Source organism: Hydrotalea sp. GW822-HT8A01 (assembly GCF_058798575.1).
Genome location: NZ_CM179506.1, coordinates 2253919 through 2272476, shown reverse-complemented (window position 1 = coordinate 2272476; position 18558 = coordinate 2253919). Strand labels below are relative to the sequence as shown.

14 protein-coding genes are annotated in these 18558 nt (G+C 36.8%); 5 read left to right on the top strand and 9 right to left on the bottom strand.

Annotated features, from left to right (window positions below; genetic code table 11):
• The first annotated feature begins 9 nt into the window (after positions 1–9).
• Both AC3QLY_RS09965 and AC3QLY_RS09960 read left to right on the top strand, forming a co-directional pair.
• Positions 10–669, top strand: coding sequence for a sugar transferase (locus AC3QLY_RS09965; RefSeq protein WP_074419972.1), 660 nt, complete (start codon positions 10–12; stop codon positions 667–669).
• 17 nt (positions 670–686) lie between these two features.
• Positions 687–1607, top strand: coding sequence for a hypothetical protein (locus AC3QLY_RS09960; protein WP_074418270.1), 921 nt, complete (start codon positions 687–689; stop codon positions 1605–1607).
• Here the strand turns inward: AC3QLY_RS09960 and AC3QLY_RS09955 are convergent.
• The 6 genes from AC3QLY_RS09955 to rpoC form a co-directional block, all read right to left on the bottom strand.
• Positions 1596–2279 (bottom strand): 2-C-methyl-D-erythritol 4-phosphate cytidylyltransferase, encoded by a 684-nt coding sequence (locus AC3QLY_RS09955; RefSeq protein WP_074419974.1) that lies wholly within the window; start codon positions 2277–2279, stop codon positions 1596–1598. The genes AC3QLY_RS09960 and AC3QLY_RS09955 overlap by 12 nt on opposite strands.
• Positions 2280–2335: 56 nt before the next feature.
• Complete coding sequence (locus tag AC3QLY_RS09950) at positions 2336–3283, bottom strand: isoaspartyl peptidase/L-asparaginase family protein (RefSeq protein WP_074418272.1); 948 nt, start codon at positions 3281–3283, stop codon at positions 2336–2338.
• Between the two features lie 110 nt (positions 3284–3393).
• Positions 3394–4380, bottom strand: coding sequence for a bifunctional heptose 7-phosphate kinase/heptose 1-phosphate adenyltransferase (locus tag AC3QLY_RS09945; protein ID WP_074418273.1), 987 nt, complete (start codon positions 4378–4380; stop codon positions 3394–3396).
• Positions 4381–5790 (bottom strand): APC family permease, encoded by a 1410-nt coding sequence (locus AC3QLY_RS09940; RefSeq protein WP_074418274.1) that lies wholly within the window; start codon positions 5788–5790, stop codon positions 4381–4383. It lies immediately after the preceding gene.
• A gap of 55 nt (positions 5791–5845) precedes the next feature.
• Positions 5846–6436 carry an OmpH/Skp family outer membrane protein gene (locus AC3QLY_RS09935; protein ID WP_074418275.1) on the bottom strand — a complete coding sequence of 197 codons (591 nt, stop codon included), beginning with the start codon at positions 6434–6436 and terminating at the stop codon, positions 5846–5848.
• Between the two features lie 261 nt (positions 6437–6697).
• Positions 6698–10984 (bottom strand): DNA-directed RNA polymerase subunit beta', encoded by a 4287-nt coding sequence (gene rpoC, locus AC3QLY_RS09930; RefSeq protein ID WP_074419976.1) that lies wholly within the window; start codon positions 10982–10984, stop codon positions 6698–6700.
• Positions 10985–11385: 401 nt separating this feature from the next.
• Between rpoC and AC3QLY_RS09925 the strand changes: the two genes are divergently transcribed.
• Complete coding sequence (locus tag AC3QLY_RS09925; RefSeq protein ID WP_218331201.1) at positions 11386–11796, top strand: hypothetical protein; 411 nt, start codon at positions 11386–11388, stop codon at positions 11794–11796.
• 5 nt (positions 11797–11801) lie between these two features.
• Here the strand turns inward: AC3QLY_RS09925 and AC3QLY_RS09920 are convergent, their stop codons facing one another.
• The 3 genes from AC3QLY_RS09920 to AC3QLY_RS09910 are packed head-to-tail and all read right to left on the bottom strand — an operon-like array spanning position 11802 to position 15667.
• Positions 11802–12863 carry a response regulator gene (locus AC3QLY_RS09920; protein ID WP_074419978.1) on the bottom strand — a complete coding sequence of 354 codons (1062 nt, stop codon included), beginning with the start codon at positions 12861–12863 and terminating at the stop codon, positions 11802–11804.
• Positions 12856–14073: a PAS domain-containing sensor histidine kinase gene (locus tag AC3QLY_RS09915; protein ID WP_074419979.1), complete on the bottom strand. Its 1218-nt coding sequence runs from the start codon at positions 14071–14073 to the stop codon at positions 12856–12858. The genes AC3QLY_RS09920 and AC3QLY_RS09915 overlap by 8 nt, the downstream gene beginning before the upstream one ends.
• Positions 14063–15667, bottom strand: a complete 1605-nt coding sequence (locus tag AC3QLY_RS09910; protein ID WP_492989709.1) for a hypothetical protein — start codon at positions 15665–15667, stop codon at positions 14063–14065. The genes AC3QLY_RS09915 and AC3QLY_RS09910 overlap by 11 nt, the downstream gene beginning before the upstream one ends.
• Before the next feature lie 184 nt (positions 15668–15851).
• On the opposite strand from AC3QLY_RS09910, the gene AC3QLY_RS09905 reads away from it, so the two are divergent.
• Together AC3QLY_RS09905 and AC3QLY_RS09900 are read left to right on the top strand one after the other, a co-directional pair.
• Positions 15852–17012 (top strand): 2-isopropylmalate synthase, encoded by a 1161-nt coding sequence (locus AC3QLY_RS09905; RefSeq protein ID WP_492989708.1) that lies wholly within the window; start codon positions 15852–15854, stop codon positions 17010–17012.
• A 1-nt stretch (position 17013) separates the two neighbouring features.
• A complete protein-coding gene (locus tag AC3QLY_RS09900; protein WP_074419982.1) occupies positions 17014–18555 on the top strand; it encodes an ATP-binding cassette domain-containing protein in 1542 nt (513 codons plus the stop codon).
• Positions 18556–18558: the final 3 nt, after the last annotated feature.

Sequence of the window (18558 nt, the reverse complement as noted above, 5' to 3'; positions counted from 1 at the left end):
TGTGCGCCAATGTTTTATAAGACTTTGGAAATAAAAAAGCTTGCACGAACTAAAGAAAATGTACAAAGACGACAAACCAAAAGTTTGTTGTACAATGCTGTTAAAAGATTTACTGATATCATACTTTCTTTGTCCGCATTAGTTGTATTGGCCCCTCTCATTATTTTTATTATTATCAGAACCAAACTTTCTTCACCCGGAAACATTTTTTATTTGCAGGAAAGAATTGGTTACAAAGGCATTCCATTTACCATTTATAAGTTTAGAAGTATGTATGCAGATGCTGAAAAAAACGGCCCACAGCTTTCTTCAGATGATGACAAACGCATTACCCCATGGGGAAAAATTATGCGCAAATGGCGCTTAGATGAAATTCCGCAGTTATGGAATATCCTTAAGGGAGATATGTCGTTGGTAGGACCAAGACCCGAAAGGCAATTTTATACCAGCCAACTGATAGAAATTATACCGGATTATGCCGCTTTATTTTTGGTAGAACCCGGTCTTACTTCTTTGGGTATGATTGAATTTGGATATGCATCTAACATCCATGAAATGGTAGAACGTGCCCAATATGATTTAATATATGTACAAAAAAGATCCTTTTTGTTGGATGCAGGAATTATTCTAAAAACATTTCTCATTATTATTTTGGGCAAAGGAAAATAAGCAACGAAATTTTATGCATGAACAATGAATTTCAAATAATACCCGCTCATGCAATTAATACTAAAAAATGGGATGTATGCATAGCCCAATCGCACACCCCGCTTATTTATGCTTATACCCGGTACTTAAATGCACTTTGCCCGCAATGGGTGGGTTTTGTACTCAATAATTATGAAGCCGTAATGCCGGTGCCCTTCAAAAGAAAATGCGGTATTGCTTACTGTTATCAACCAAACTTTATTCAACAATTGGGTTTATTTGAAAAAAATTACAACACCTATCCTATTCATGAACTTTTAAAATGGGTTCTGAAAGAATTTAAATATGGCAATTTATTTATTCCTTTTTATCACCCGCTGCCCAACATTCAAAATTGCACTATTCAGGTTCGGGATAATTTTGTGCTGAACTTAAAGGCTGATTACAGCCAAATTGCAGCCAATTACTCAGGAGATTTGAAAAGGAATCTGATGAAAGCTTACAGCAATCAGTTGGTGTACCACGACAAAACCCATGCGCAATTGATATTAAATCATTTCTACCAGCTTTATCACCCTGCCATGCATTTGAAGCAGCAAGATATCACTGCTTTTGCAACACTTTTAATGCAAAACGAAATGCAGTCATATTTTTTTGTACGAGGTGTGAATGCTGCTAATGGAGTATTAGTTGCGGGAGCCATTTTTCTGAAAGACTGCAACAGAATTTATAATATCATGAATTTTACAACCGAAGCTGGCCGTAAACTGAGTGCCAATCATTATTTATTAGATCAATGTATTCATGAGTTTGCCGGAAAAGCATTGTTATTTGATTTTGAAGGCTCTTCTCAAAAGGGTATTCAGGCTTTCTATAAAAATTTTCATCCCGACCATCACCCCTATTTACAACTACACATTAACCAACTACCCCTGCTTTTCAGGTATTTAAAACAATGATGGATCTTCTAAAAATTTCTGCGCAATTAATAAATCAATGGGCCTTGTAATTTTTATGTTTTGGTATTCCCCTTCAATTAAATGTACGGAAACGCCGGAGTGCTCTACAACAATTGCCTCATCAGTAAACGAAGCTTGGTAAGGCATTTGAAATGCCGGCAATAAAATACTGCTTTTAAAAGTTTGAGGTGTTTGCATTAAATATATTTCATCTCTATTAATGGGGATAGAAGTTTGGCCTTTGAGTTGCCTTATACTATCAGTAGCTTTAATGGCAGGAATGGCGCTTCCTTTTTCTATGGCCTGATGATAACATTGCTGAATAAGTTTTGTACTCAATAAGCAGCGCACTCCATCATGTACAAAAATAACCGCATCTGTTTTCGATGAAATTGCTGCTAAGCCTGATTGTACAGAATGAAACCTGGTATCGCCACCTGCAACAATTTGTATCCGTTGGTATTGAGGCAAGGAACGGATCATTGTTTCTCCTGCTTCAAAATAAGCAGCCGGTAAAACCAAAATCACATGCATATCTTCAAAAGCGGCAAAAAAAGTTTGCAGGGTATACAACAGAATTGGCTGGTTATTGAGCAATAAAAACTGTTTGGGTAAATGCGATCCCATTCGAACACCTGAACCACCGGCTACAATCACTGCAATTTTTTCCATGAAATATTAATCATTAAAATACAAATGTAGCAGTGATTAGAAAAAGTATTGCTATTTTAAGCATAAATAGCTAACTCATAAAATCCTTTACTGTTTTTAGCTGCCCTGTACATACCTGCACTGTTAAATTCCATGGCTATATTGCCGTGAGCATCCACACCAATCATCCCTCCCTCTCCTTTCATGGCTACTAATTTTTTATGCACCACTTCATGCATGGCTTCCTGAAGCGAAAAGCCTTTGTATTCCATTAAACAACTTACATCATGTGCAGCAACTGCACGAATAAACAATTCTCCATGCCCAGTGCAACTAATACCACAGGTTGCATTATTGGCGTAAGTTCCTGCACCAACAACAGGACTATCGCCAATGCGACCATATTTTTTATTAGTCATTCCACCTGTACTGGTAGCAGCAGCAATATTGCCATTGGCATCACAAGCTACTGCACCAACGGTACCAAATTTCTTATCTCTTAACAATTCTTCTAAATGATGGTTGGTATGATCTAAAGAGTAGTTATCACTATCTCGAATGGCCTTCCATTGTTCATACCGAAAGGGGGAGAAAAAATATTCATCGGGTTCTAATTTAACACCTTGTTTAATCGCAAAATCGTTAGCGCCCTTTCCACTTAAAAAAACATGATTGCTATGCTGCATTACTTCAGTGGCAAGTACTATCGGATTTCTTACATTACGTACACCCGCAACAGCACCGGCATTTAAAGTAGTGCCATCCATGATGGCTGCATCCATTTCCTGAACGCCTTTCTTTGTAAAAACCGCACCTCTTCCTGCATTAAACAAAACATTGTCTTCTAATAAAACGATGGCGGCTTTAACCGCATTAATAGCACTGCCGCCATTTTCAAGTACTGCATAACCAGCCTCCAATGCTGCAGCCAGTCCATCTTCATAAGCCTGTTCTAATTCGGGGGTCATATCTTCTTTTAGAATAGTGCCGGCACCCCCATGTATTACCAATGCGTAAATTGACATGCTTGTAGAATTTCAACCCGAAATTATACAAATCAACGAAGTAAAATTTTGAAATATATTTACAGAATGATGAAGAACATGCAATGTATTTGCCAGTTTGTTGAACAAAGCTATGAAAGCAGGATGTTGCATTCTTTCAATAATTTTTCTTTTTGAATAGCAGCGGTACCCACTTCTTCACAAACCAACCCACCGGCAATATTTGCCATGTCAGCTGCCAGTGCAATTTGACGGGTTGCTGCATATACCAGCGAGGCTACAGCAATTACGGTATCGCCGGCACCGCTAACATCTGCAATGTTGCGCACATGTGTAGGAATAATTTTAGATTCATTCCCATATTGATAAAAAACCCCTTTTTCGGAAAGTGTAACCAGTGAAATTTTGTGTGCTAAAATATTGGCTAATTCGGCATGTATTTTCTCCAAAACAGATTGGTTCACTTCTTCCAACAATAGGTTAAGCCCTTCTTTTACCTCTTTTAAATTAGGTTTAAAAATATCTACCCCTTTGAAGGATAAGAAGTTTTTCTTTTTAGGATCTACTGCTGTAAGCACATTATACTGCTTACAAAGTGCAATTGTTTTTTGAATAATTTTTGGAGTAAGTACTCCTTTGTTGTAATCTTCAAAAATGAGCACATTGGGTTGATGCTGCATAAAGTATTGCTCTACATTATGCAATAAAGCATTTTCAGTTGTTTCATCAATATCAGTAGCTACCTCGCAATCTAACCGCAGCATTTGCTGGTTACGGCTCATAATTCTGGTTTTATTGGTGGTAACCCGATTAGGTGCTGTTATAATAAAACCGGTATCAATCCCATTTTGACTGAGCAAACCGGTTAACAGTTTGCCATCATCATCATTGCCAATTACAGATAAAATTGTGGTGGGTGCACCCAGAGAAATGGTATTTAAAGCTACATTACCAGCACCACCAATACGCAATTCTCTTTTATCTAATGCTACAACAGGTACCGGTGCTTCAGGAGAAATACGATCTACATGACCCCACCAATAACTATCTAACATTATATCGCCAATTACGGCTACTTTAATTTCTGTAAAACGATGAAATAGTGCTTCGAAATTCATTTATTGATGCTTTGACTTTGTTGCGAGTGCAAGATAATACAAAGGAATACCTAAGAGTGCAAAAATTAATCCCGGCCAGGTATATTCTGATTTATAAATAATTAATAGTGTACAAAAAGTTAATCCCATTATGATATATAATACAGGTAAAACCGGGTAACCAAATGCACGGTAAGGCCTTTCTGCCGCAGGCATTTTTTTTCTGAGAATGAAAATGCCGATAATGGTTAACACATAAAAAATTACAACAACAAAAGAAACCATATCTAATAAATCGCCATACTTTCCGCTTAAGCATAGTATAGAAGCCATAGCACATTGTATCCATAATGCAAATTCGGGAACGGCTTTTTTGTTTAGCCGTGCTGTTTGTTTAAAAAACAAACCATCATTGGCCATTGTATAATAAACTCTTGCACCTGCCAAAATTAATCCGTTATTACAACCAAAAGTTGAAATCATAATCATCACTGCAATAATGATAGTTCCTATATTACCGAAAATAACATGTGAGGCAGCTACAGCAACCCGATCGTTTGCTGCTGAGGCAATGCTTTGCATGGGCAATAATCCGGTGTAAACAATATTGGTAGACACATAAACGATGGTTACCAACAAAGTTCCAAGAAACAGGCTTAAACCTATGTTCCGTTTAGGGTTTTTAATTTCCCCCGCAATAAAGGTTACATTGTTCCAGGCATCACTACTAAAAATAGAGCCTACCATGGCTGCGGCTATGGCACCCATTGCAGCGGCCATTCCGTAAGATTGGTATGAACCATCTTTGTTGAGGCGTTGCAAATGCCATGCATTTTCAGTCCAGTTCTTGTGCCAAACTTCAGGTTGTAAGGCCATCCATCCAAAAACAATTAAACCAAACAAACTCAATAATTTGGTTAAGGTAAAAGTTGTTTGAATGAATTTGCCGCTTTTAATGCCACGGGTATTGATATAAGTTAAAAGTACAATGATGGCAATTGATAAAATTTGTGCGGGAGAAATATGTAATGAACCGATGCTAAATAACACTATATCATCACCTACCTGCGGAATAAGATAAGCCGTGAATTTGGCAAATGCCACCCCAACGGCTGCAATGGTACCTGTTTGAATAATGGCAAAAAAACTCCATCCGTACAGGAATCCTATTAAAGGGTTGTAGGCTTCTTTTAGATAAACATATTGCCCGCCCGCCTTTGGGAACATACCACTTAACTCACCATAACTTACTGCAGCAATTAAAGTCATTAACCCGGTCAGTAACCAAACAACAATTAACCATCCGGCAGAACCTACATTTCGGGTAATATCTGCACTCACAATAAAAATACCGGAACCAATCATACTACCGGCTACAATCATGGTAGCATCTAATAAGCCTAAAGAGGGTTTAAAGGAGGTTGTACTCATAAAAAAAGTCCCTTATTGCATTTGGGACTTGAAGATAATGATTTGATGGTAAAAATTATTTTTTCTGACGATATTGTTCATTCAATCCTTTTACAATATCAGCAGTTATATTATAAGCTGTATCTTTATAATACATCATATCAGGTACATTCGAAAAAATATATGCATAACCTTTACTTTGATTATACTCTTTCAGGTAATCTTCAATTCGTTTTTTTACATCCTGTAATTTCTTGAAACTTTCATCCTGCATTTCCTGTTCCATTACCTGCCGCTTGTTTTTAAGATTTTTATCTAAATCCATAATTTCCTGTTGCCTGCTTGCTATCTCGGCCTGGCTTAATGCGTTCCCATTTTTTTGTAAATCCTGGTATTTATTGCGTAATGAATTCTCTAAACCCGATAATTCTTTGCCCATTTCCTGATCTTTGGCCATTAATGCACTTCTTACTTCTTTCAATAGAACATATTGATTTTGCAATGAATCCATTTCAAAATAAGCTATTTTAAAACCATTGGCGGGTACGGCTGTATTTGAATTTGAAACAGTTGTTACAAGATGATTTTTTTCAGTAAAATGTGCATACAATAAATAAGCAACTGCAAGTACTAAAATAGCATTAATGATAAGTAGAACATTTTTCATATTAAAATTTTAATTAAGTTAATTTTTTCATCAAATGTGCATAATAATGCCGGAAAATAATTGTAGGGGCATTCCATAAATGCATTTCTACAGAAATTGCAACGAATATACAGGCAATTAAAATATTCAAGAAAATTAGCAGTTACTTTTAAAAATTAATTAGGATTTAACGAACAAAAAAGCCTGCAATATTGAATCATCTCAAAAATTACAGGCTTATTATATATAAATTACAGAAACCGATAATGAATTAGATAAAGTTTATTCATCCTCATCAAAATTCATAGCTTCTCTTGCGGTAGCTAATACATCAAAGTCTTCTTTACTACCCACTATTAAATTTTCAAATTCGCGCTGTCCGGTACCGGCAGGTATTAAATGACCGGTAATTACGTTTTCTTTCAAACCAATCATTAAATCGGTTTTACCCTGAATGGCAGCCTGACTTAAAACTTTGGTGGTTTCCTGGAATGAAGCAGCTGAAATCCAACTCTTCACGCCCAGAGAGGCTTTGGTAATACCTAATAATACCGGTGTAGCAGTGGCTGGTTTTGCATCGCGTACCTCCACCAACTTTTTATCTGCACGGCGAAGGATAGAGTTTTCTTCTCTCAATTCACGCAGTGTAACAATTTGTCCAGCTCTTAATTTGGTACTTTCACCCGGATCTGTAACTACTTTCTTATCGAAGATGCGGTCATTTTCTTCAATAAATTCAAACCTGTCTTCTAAGTCTTCTTCTAAGAACTTCGTATCACCTGCATCTACAATTTCTACTTTCTTCATCATTTGGCGAACGATTACTTCAATGTGTTTATCATTAATATCCACACCTTGTAAACGATATACTTCCTGAATTTCATTTACAATGTATTCCTGAACTGCAAATGGTCCTTTGATGGTTAAAATATCATAGGGTGCAATTTGTCCGTCAGAAAGAGGTGCGCCTGCTTTTACAAAGTCGCCATCCTGTACTAAAATCTGGCGGGTTAATGGTACCAGATATTTCTTTACAATACCATCTTTTGCTTCTACAATGATTTCACGGTTACCGCGTTTTACGTTACCAAATGCTACCACTCCGTCTATTTCACAAACAATTGCAGGGTTTCCCGGATTTCTTGCTTCGAATAATTCGGTTACCCTTGGCAAACCACCGGTAATATCTCTTAATTTCCCTAATACACGTGGTATTTTTACCAGCACCTGACCTGCTTTTACCTCTTCGCCTTCTTCTATTGAAATATGGCTACCAACAGGTAAATTGTATTGACGCGTATCTTTACCTTCTACAATAATGGTAGGAATTTTGGTTTTATCTTTCGATTCAATAACCACTTTTTCGCGGTGGCCGGTTTGTTCGTCGGCTTCATCCCGATAAGTGTAACCATCAATAATATTTTCGAATTTAATTACTCCATTTTGTTCGGCAACAATTACGTTGTTAAATGGATCCCAAGTACAAATAACTTCACCTTTTTTCACCTGCTGACCATCTTTTACCATTAAAGTAGAACCATAAGGTATATTGTTGGTAATGAGTAAACGATCATTTTTTTCATCCATTAAACGCATTTCGCCGGTACGTCCAATTACAATATTCACTTTATTTCCTTCATTGTTTAAAGTGCTTACTGTTCTTAAACCATCAAAACGAACGGTACCATCAAATTTTGCCAATAAAGAAGATTCAATGGATGAGCTACCCGCAACACCACCTACGTGGAACGTACGAAGGGTTAACTGTGTACCGGGTTCACCAATTGACTGGGCAGCAATGATACCTACAGAATCGCCACGTTGTGCAATGTAACCTGTTGCCAGGTTTTTACCGTAGCATCGTACACATACGCCTTTCTTAGCCTCGCAGGTTAATACGGAGCGAATTTCTACGCTGTCTATTCCGGAATCTTCAATTTGTTTGGCCACATCATGGCTAATTTCTTCGCCTGCTTTTATAATCAATTCTTCAGTAACAGGATGCAACACATCGTGTAACGAGGTTCTACCTTCAATTCTATCTGATAATGGTTCAATAATATCTTCATTATCTTTTAATGCACTGATTGATATACCTCTTAAAGTTCCGCAATCATCTTCAGCTATTACCACATCCTGCGCCACGTCAACTAATCTGCGGGTCAAGTAACCGGCATCAGCAGTTTTAAGAGCAGTATCGGCTAAACCTTTACGGGCACCATGGGTAGAAATGAAGTAGTCTAATACGTTCAAACCTCCTTTAAAGTTAGACAGAATGGGGTTTTCAATAACTTCACTACCTGAGCTGCCACTTTTACGGGGTTTTGCCATCAATCCACGAATACCCACCAACTGTTTTACCTGTGTTTTTGAACCACGGGCACCGGAATCAAGCATCATGAAAACAGAATTAAATCCTTGCTTATCAGTAGCCATTTCACGAATAAGGGTTTCAGTAATCCGCATATCTACACGGCCCCAAATATCAATTACCTGGTTATAGCGTTCGTTATTGGTAATTAAACCCATATTATAACTTTCACGCACCTCATCTACTTCGGCTTTGGCACTTTCCAACAACTGGTCTCTTATTTCAGGTACAATCAGGTCGTTTACACTAAAGCTTAAACCTCCTTTAAAGGCCATGCGGAAACCAAGTGTTTTAATATCATCCAGAAACTTAGCTGTTTTTGGAATATTTGTTATTTTAATGATATTACCAATAATTTCCCGCAGGCTTTTTTTGGTTAATAACGCATTAATGTAACCTACCTCTTCCGGTACAAACTGATTGAATAAAACACGACCAACGGTAGTATCGATAATTTTCTTTTCTAATTTACCATCTGCATTGCGAACATGGGTTCGTAGTTTAATATTGGCATGTAAGTCAACACGTTTTTCGTTGTATGCAATAATTACTTCATCCATGTTGTAAAAAGTTTTTCCTTCACCTTTTACAATTTCAGTTTCTGTGCTCTTTTTACCTTTTGTGATGTAGTACAAACCAAGCACCATGTCCTGAGATGGAAGGGTAATGGCAGTACCATTTTGAGGGTTTAAAATATTGTGAGATGAGAGCATTAATAATTGTGCTTCCAGAATAGCAGCGCTACTTAATGGAACGTGCACAGCCATTTGGTCACCATCAAAGTCGGCGTTGAAAGCAGATGTTACCAATGGATGCAACTGAATGGCTTTTCCTTCAACCAAACGAGGCTGGAAGGCCTGAATGGATAAACGGTGTAATGTAGGGGCCCTGTTCAACAAAACCGGGTGGCCTTTTAGTATATTTTCAAGAATATCCCAAATAATAGCTTCTTTCTTATCTACTAATTTTTTAGCGGATTTTACCGTTTTAACAATGCCTCTTTCTATTAGCTTACGAATAATAAATGGTTTGAATAATTCGGCTGCCATATCTTTCGGCAAACCACATTCATGCATTTTTAATTCGGGACCTACCACAATTACAGAACGTCCGGAATAGTCAACACGCTTACCCAATAAGTTTTGGCGAAAACGACCTTGTTTACCTTTTAAAACATCACTCAATGATTTTAAAGCACGGCCTCCTTCTGCTTTAACGGCATTAGATTTTCGGCTATTATCAAAAAGTGAGTCAATGGCTTCCTGCAGCATTCTTTTTTCATTACGAAGAATTACTTCAGGTGCTTTAATTTCCAATAATCTTTTTAACCGGTTGTTACGGATAATAACACGACGATATAAATCATTTAAATCGGAAGATGCAAAACGACCACCATCCAAAGGCACCAATGGCCTTAATTCGGGAGGTATGACAGGTATATATTGCATCACCATCCACTCGGGGCGGTTGTTAATTCTTGAATTGGCATCTCTGAATGCTTCTACAACACTCAATCTTTTTAAAGCATCGGCTTTTCTTTGTTGCGATGTTTCATTGGCGGCAGCATTGCGGAGCGAAAAACTTAATTCATCTAAATCTAAGCGCGCCAATAAATCACTTACTGCCTCAGCGCCCATTTTAGCAATGAATTTATTGGGATCTTCATCAGGCAGCATTTGATTTTCTTTGGGCAATGCATCAATAATATCTAAATATTCTTCCTCAGATAACAAATCGCCTGCAGAAAGACTTTCTTTAATACCTCCCTGAATTACCACATATCTTTCATAATAAACAATACTTTCTAACTTTTTAGAACTCATTCCCAACAAATAACCAATTTTATTGGGTAAACTTTTAAAATACCAGATATGCACTACAGGTACCACTAATTTAATGTGGCCCATACGTTCGCGGCGTACTTTTTTCTCGGTTACTTCTACTCCACATCTGTCGCATACAATACCTTTATATCGAATACGCTTGTATTTTCCGCAGGCGCACTCATAATCTTTTACCGGCCCAAAAATTCTTTCGCAAAATAAACCATCTCTTTCAGGTTTATAGGTACGATAGTTAATGGTTTCGGGCTTTAATACTTCACCAAAACTTTTTTCCAGAATTGAATCCGGAGAAGCAAGACTAATGGTAATGGTTGAAAAGGTTGATTTCGGACGATTGTCTCTTTTGATGGCCATAGTACTATTTGCAATTTATTTAATTCCAGACGTCGAAATACCCCATTCTACAATAAAAAAAGCGGACAAAACAGCCATGCAGACTGCATTTACCCACTACGGCGTTAATTTTTTATGTAAAAAAAATTGGAATACTTCAAAATCATTAAGGGGGCAAAGGTAAGGACTGCTTTTTAAATAGAAAAAAGAAACCCTTAAAAATTTGGTTTTGAAAGATTTTGACAATTAAATGTGGCAAAAATCTCCTTTTTTAAATTACTGCTTGCATAGGTGCCACATTTTTTATTAGAAAATTTAGTATCCACAATTTTTTCTACACTTTTTATCGGGATTATGAAGTATAAAGCCGTAAACATGATGAAAATCAGTATTTAAGCCAATTCATCAGGATATTTTTGTTTTTGAGTCCATTTAGCATGAACCTAACCATTAACGATAACAAAAATATTCAAACCCTGCAGTCGGAGTTTAATGCAATGTTCCCCTTTTTACGTTTAATGCTTACAAAAGCACAAACTGAAGGAGCAACATCCAGAAATATATCAGTGAAACAACCTTTTGATGAACATACAACCCTGCTTGCGTATAAAATTGCTCCGGATGCTGCCCCAATCACCATTTATCCTGAAATGACTGTTGCCGAACTGGAACACCAATTTGTACAGCAATATGGACTTGAACCCATTATTCTGCGAAAATCTGGTAAAGTTTGGATTGAAACCTCTATTACAGATGATTGGACTTTGGAAGAACAAAACACCCAGGGTGAATTAATTACCAGACAAATGAATGAGCGAAACAAACCCTCATAAACCGCTTAATTTCGCAAAGCCAATAATTTGGGATAATTTAAAATGGTAATTTTACTGGATTGAATTTCGATCAATTTTTCATCTTTTAAATCGCTGAGGGTTCTGATGGTGCTTTCCGTAGCAATGCCGGCTATGTTTGCCAAATCTTCTCTTGAAATTTGCATACTAAAGTTCTCGCCAGGTTTTTGTTGATATTTTTCCTGTAATGTTAATAATGCATCGGCTACTTTTTTACGGGCTGAATTGTAAGCCAATTTCAACAACTGCGCTTCCCGTTGTTGTACCTGATTAGAAAGCATTTGAATGAATTTTCTGGAAACCTCTGCATTTTTATACACCAGTTCATAAAAATCTGCCTTAGGTACCATACAAACCTGTGCTTCTTCCAGCACAACTGCACTATCTGCGTGCTTTGCATCCTCCAACAAAGCTATATACCCAAAATAATCACCATCTTTATACAGGCCGGTAATTAATTCTTTTCCATCATCGTTGGTTTTACAGGTTTTTATTTTACCACTTACTAATAAATAAAGCCCTTTTGGAAAACTTCCTTCTTTATAAATTTCTTCTTTCCTTTTATAAGAGCGTAATTCATTCTCTTCTGATAACCTTTTTAAACTATCAAACCCCCTTGCTGTTTGAATAAAACTGTTTAACCCCTCTACATTATTGGCATATTCCTGTTTAATTAAATCAGATTTTCTTAACCGACTTTCAATGGCATTTAACAATTCAATATCATCGAAGGGTTTGGTTAAATAATCATCGGCTCCCATTTCCATGCCTTTTCTAAAATCAGTTCGCTCGGCCTTGGCTGTTAAAAAAATGAAGGGTATGGCACTGGTTTTTTTATTTTTAGAAAGCAGGTGTAAAACGCCATACCCATCTAAAACCGGCATCATAATATCACATATTATTAAATCAAAATGTTCTTCCTCTGCCAAAGCAACACCTTCTTTTCCATTTTTTGCAGTTTTAACTGTATAATTAGCCAATTGCAAAATTTCAGCTGTATTTTCCCGCATATCGGGGTTATCTTCAATCAATAAAATTTTTTTACTCATTTTCTATAGTATTTGGTATAATAATGGTAAATGTGGTTCCATGTTCTATTTGGCTCTTAAAGGTAATATTACCTTGCATTAATTCTACATATCTTGCAATGATATTCAAACCTAAACCCGTACCCTGAATATTGGTGGCATTTTGAGCCCTGAAAAAACGGCCAAATAAATTGGGTTGATCTTCTTCGGGTATGCCCATGCCTTCATCTTTTACAACAATTGTCATGGCTGAATCGGTAATGGATAATGACAAATAAATATTCGTTTTTGCAGGTGAAAATTTAATGGCATTGGAAAGCAAATTCATGATGATGGTAGTAAAAATGTTTTGATCAATATATCCCAGCTCCTGCCCTTGATGCTGAAAATGTATTTGTTGTCCGGTTTTCAGAATGGGCCGAATTTCCTGAATAATGTGTTGAGAACACTGGGTCAAGTTAATCCAGTCTTTTTGAATGATAATTTTTCCTTCTTCAATTTTACTGATGGAGAGCATATCATTTAAAATATCTGTCATGTGATTGATGGCCGTTTTAATGCGCATGATATGTCTTTGCTGATTTTCCCTGTCGTTTAAAGTGCCATATTTTTCAACTAAATTGAGTGAGGATAAAATGGTCGCCAATGGAGTTCTGAATTCATGCGATGCCATAGAAACAAAGCGTGATTTTAATTCATTCACTTCTTTTTCTTTTTCTAGTAACTGGCTCAGTTCCGCTCTGGAATGCTCTAATTCATGTAACGCTTCTTCTAAAATTAACGTTCGGTGGCGTACCCTTTTTTCTAATTCAGCAGTTAATTTTTCTAACTCCTCTTTTTGTTTACGCAAAGTGGCCTCCGTTTGTTTGCGTAAAGTATTGTCAATAATAAATGCAATTACAAAATTGCCTTCTGCTGTTTTAAAGGGGCTTAAACTCACTTCTACCGGAAACTCAGAACCATCTTTTCGTAATGCATATAAATCCATACCAATACCCATATTACGGGCATGCGGATTTTGAGAATACTTGGTTCGGTAATGGTGATGCGTGTGTTCATACCTTTTGGGAATCAGTTGCTCCAACTGCGTGTGCAATAAAGTGCCGGGTTCATAACCAAACAAACGCTCAGCAGCAGGATTGGCCATGGTTAATTTACCTTGCTCATTTACTACAATAATTCCTTCGGTAGCATAAGTAAAAAGCGCACTAAATTCTTCCTTATTGGGCATCGTTATTGGTTTTGTAAACAGAATTATTTTTGTGTTTTAATGAGGCAGGAGTTTTTCTGCCCTGCAAAAATTTTTTGCGCCTAACCTCCTGCACCGGAACCCCTTCAATTTTGCTTTCGAGCCACCCTATAATATCCAAATACATAAATGAGCGACTTTCTAACGGATGGCCTTCTAATTGTTCTAATTTTTCTTTTAAACTTTTAAATGCCGGTAATAATTTTTGTGGCGAAAGTGAAAAAGATTTTCGGATAAATTTAAATATCTCTTCTTCAACCGTACTTAAATTTTTCATTTTTGCCATGAACCGGTATACCGATTTTATCAGATATTCCAACAAACTATCATTGCCTAATTCGTAGTGTGCAATCAGGTGCAGCAGGCGGGCATAGCATTGCAAGTCGGTTCGTAAATCAACTTTCCAATTAATAATTTTATTTAAATAATCAATAGCCTGCTCATTATCGCCGCTGCCAAAATATAAACAGGCAATTTTATAATAAAACACCAATGTGCGGTGGCGGTCTAAATGCAGGCGATATTCTTCTAAATGCTGAATGATTTCCGGTACCAGTAGTAACCCTTCTGTAAAAGTACCTTCTAAAAAATGTTTGTTGATGCGAGCCGTATTTAAATACACAAAAGTCTGTATGCGAACATTATCATTAATATTTCCTAAAGGTGATGTCGCAAAAGCTTCAAACCGGGCCAGATACTCATTAAATTTTTCAAAATTATTTAAATTAAACTGGGCGCCCAGTAAATTATGCATACCGCGAATATACTGGCCGGTTTCAATGCGTTTCATGTATTCATTTTCTTCGAATAATGATACCCATTTTTGGGTATAGCGATAGTACATCAGCAAATCTTGCAGAATAAACCCATACCAGCAATATGATTGATAGAGGTATAATTTTTCATAAAACCCAAGTTGCGCTGCATTACAGGCAGGTAAATTGGATTCAAAAAAAACTTTAACCGCATGCACATCTCTTTTATCTCTGGCATGGCCATTTTGAATATACCAACTATACAACTCCAATGCCAGGTTAGATAGTTTGCCGGTTAAATAAAGTTGTTGATGAACCGCATCAGATTCTGCACTCAATGCCTCTGCCCGGTTTTCCATACTTCGGGTAATGTGCATTGATTCAATTTTCTTCTCGAATTGAATGGCCAGCAACTGATAGGCATGTTGCTGTTGAGTGGCTGCCGTTTCTTTTAATTTTTCAAGCAGTTTTAAACTTTGCAGGTAAAGCCCTTTGTTGTATAATATCCGGGCAAAATCTAACTGTTCATGAGCGTACATATCAATATTATCCGCCTGTTGAATCAACCGCAGGCTTGATAATAGTTCGCGGTATAAATGTGCCTTAATATTGGAAAGTTGTTGTTTTTTGATACCGGGATTTTTTTGCAGTAACTGCCCTTCATCATAATCTTTCATCTTATCCAAAGCATCAAATAACTGCACTATTTTCAAATCTTCACCCGATGCATTCCGTTTTACATATAATTTAAAATTACGTTTTTCGCCTTTTTCAAGCGACTTAATAAGCTGGAACAGCATGTCGGTACTTCGGTTAGGCATCGTAATTATATGAATTGAAAATGTTTACCGGTAAAGGGTTTGGGCAAAATTAGCACAATTTAAGCAGCGTAAAATACACTTCATTTTGTTGCCCAACACCTTTTTATATTGGATACATTCGATGTTACGTAAAAATACGGCTGGTTTTTCGTATTAAAAGCAATAACCGAATAACAAATTTTACATGAGCCAAAAAGTAAATATATTTGATACTACCCTAAGAGATGGCGAGCAGGTACCCGGTTGTAAACTGAATACTACCGAAAAAATTGAACTGGCTCTGGCCATTGAACAATTGGGTGTTGATGTAATTGAAGCCGGATTTCCCATTTCTTCGCCCGGCGATTTTTTTTCAGTTCAGGAAATTGCCAAAATCATTACCCGAGCTACCGTTTGTGGTTTAAGCAGGGCAGTTAAAAAAGACATTGAAGTAGCAGCAGAGGCATTAAAACATGCAAAAATGCCCCGCATCCACACCGGTATTGGTACATCTGATTACCATATAATAGGGAAATTTAACTCAAACAGAGAAGATATTTTAGAAAGAGCGGTACAATGCGTAAAATGGGCAAAAAAATTTGTAGATGATGTTGAATTTTATGCTGAAGATGCCGGCAGAACAGATAATGAATATTTAGCCCGTGTAGTGGAAGCAGTAATTAAAGCAGGCGCCACCGTTATTAATATCCCTGATACCACCGGCTATTGCCTACCCAGCCAGTACGGTGCCAAAATTGCTTTCCTGAAAAATAATGTTCCCAATATTGATAAGGCCATTCTCTCCTGCCACTGCCATAACGATTTGGGATTGGCTACTGCCAATTCAATTGAAGGTGTAATAAATGGTGCCCGACAAATAGAATGTACTATTAATGGTTTAGGCGAAAGAGCAGGAAATACCTCATTAGAAGAAGTAGTGATGATTATACAACAACACAAAGATTTAGGTTTTTATACCAACATACAAAGCCAGCAATTAAATCCCATTAGCCGATTGGTGAGCGATACCATGCGTATGCCGGTACAGCCCAATAAAGCAATAGTAGGTGCCAATGCATTTTCACATTCGTCCGGTATTCATCAGGATGGATTTTTAAAGAGCGCTATTACTTATGAAATCATCAACCCAAAAGATGTGGGTGCAGATATTTCTAAAATTGTGTTAACAGCCCGAAGCGGACGAAGTGCTTTGGCTTATCGGTTAAAAAATTTAGGTTATGAATGCACCCGTAATGATATTGATGTTTTATATGAAAAATTTTTACAAATAGCTGATCAGAAAAAAGAAGTTGGCGATGATGATTTGCATGCAATGGCCAAACAACATCAAAACATAGAAGCATAGTATGAATGTAGCACCCGCAATACAGGTTAAACATTTACAAATAAAACAATATGGTAAAACCATTTTGCAGGATGTGTCTTTTACTTTAAATAGTGGTGAGCATTTGTTGATTACCGGTGCTGCAAGTGCAGGAAAAACGACATTGGGAAAAGCCATTGCAGGAAAAATTTTTTACAAAGGAAACATTGACATTAACAATAGCAATCATACGCCTGACCAGGCACAAATTGTAATGATTGAAGATACGCATCGGTGGAAAAATTTAACCAACCAATCACAATTTTATTACCAGCAACGCTTCAATAGTTGCGATGCAACAGACAGCATTACTGTTGAAGCCGATTTACTGCAACATTTGCAACAATTTGGTATTTCAGATACAGAAGCACTGTATTTAAATTATTGCCAACAATTTAATTTACTGCACCGCTTACAAACACCACTTATTCAATTATCGAATGGTGAACAAAAAAAACTGCAAATTATTAAAGCACTGCTGCAGCAACCGCAGTTATTGATTGCAGATAATATTATGACCGGATTAGATGTTGCAGCCAAAGAAACCCTGTTACAAATATTGCAACACCTGGGCAGGAATGGAACCACACTGATTTTTATTACTTCCGGAACACTTTGGCCCGATGTTATTACGCATGTATTAACACTTGAATTGAACGGAATTTATGCGTTTTTAAAAAAATCTGAATACCAAATTAAAAATACATATACTACACCGTTACCCAGATTTATGAATGTAACAAAGCCAATTGAAAAACAGACAGCTTTGGCGCATTCAATGATTGAAATAAAAAATACTACCATTCAATATGGTTCAAAAAAAATATTGGATAATATTAACTGGCAGGTTCATAGTGGCGAAAAATGGCTGATTCAAGGACATAATGGTGCCGGCAAATCAACTTTATTAAGCCTAATAACAGGAGATAATCCACAGGCCTATGCCAATCAAATTAAAATATTTGGAAAACAAAGAGGCAAGGGTGAAAGCATTTGGGATATAAAAAAAAGAATTGGCTACATCTCTCCGGAATTACATAAATATTTTGACACAGATATATCCGTTGAAAAAACCATAGCATCTGGCTTTTTTGATACAATGGGTGTATATAAAAAGCTAACGGATGATCAGCAAATTGCAATAAGCGCAATTATGCAACAGTTTCATCTGAACGAATACAGCCAACAAAAACTGGGTGCATTATCATTGGGTTTACAACGCTGGGTATTATTGGCAAGAGCATTGGTAAAAAGTCCGCCTTTATTGATTTTAGATGAACCCTGTCAGGGATTGGATGAAGCACACATTCAATATTTCCTGTCAACCATACAACAAATTGTAGCAACCAATCACACCACTTTAATCTATGTTACACATGTTGAAAATGAAATTCCTGAAGGAATTGATTTTGTGTTACAGCTACAGCAAGGCAAACAATTCATTCATCAACATATAGCTGGCAAAGTATCAACTTCAACAAAGCAACCAGAAACGATTGAATCCATTATCTGTGAAAACAATTAAAAC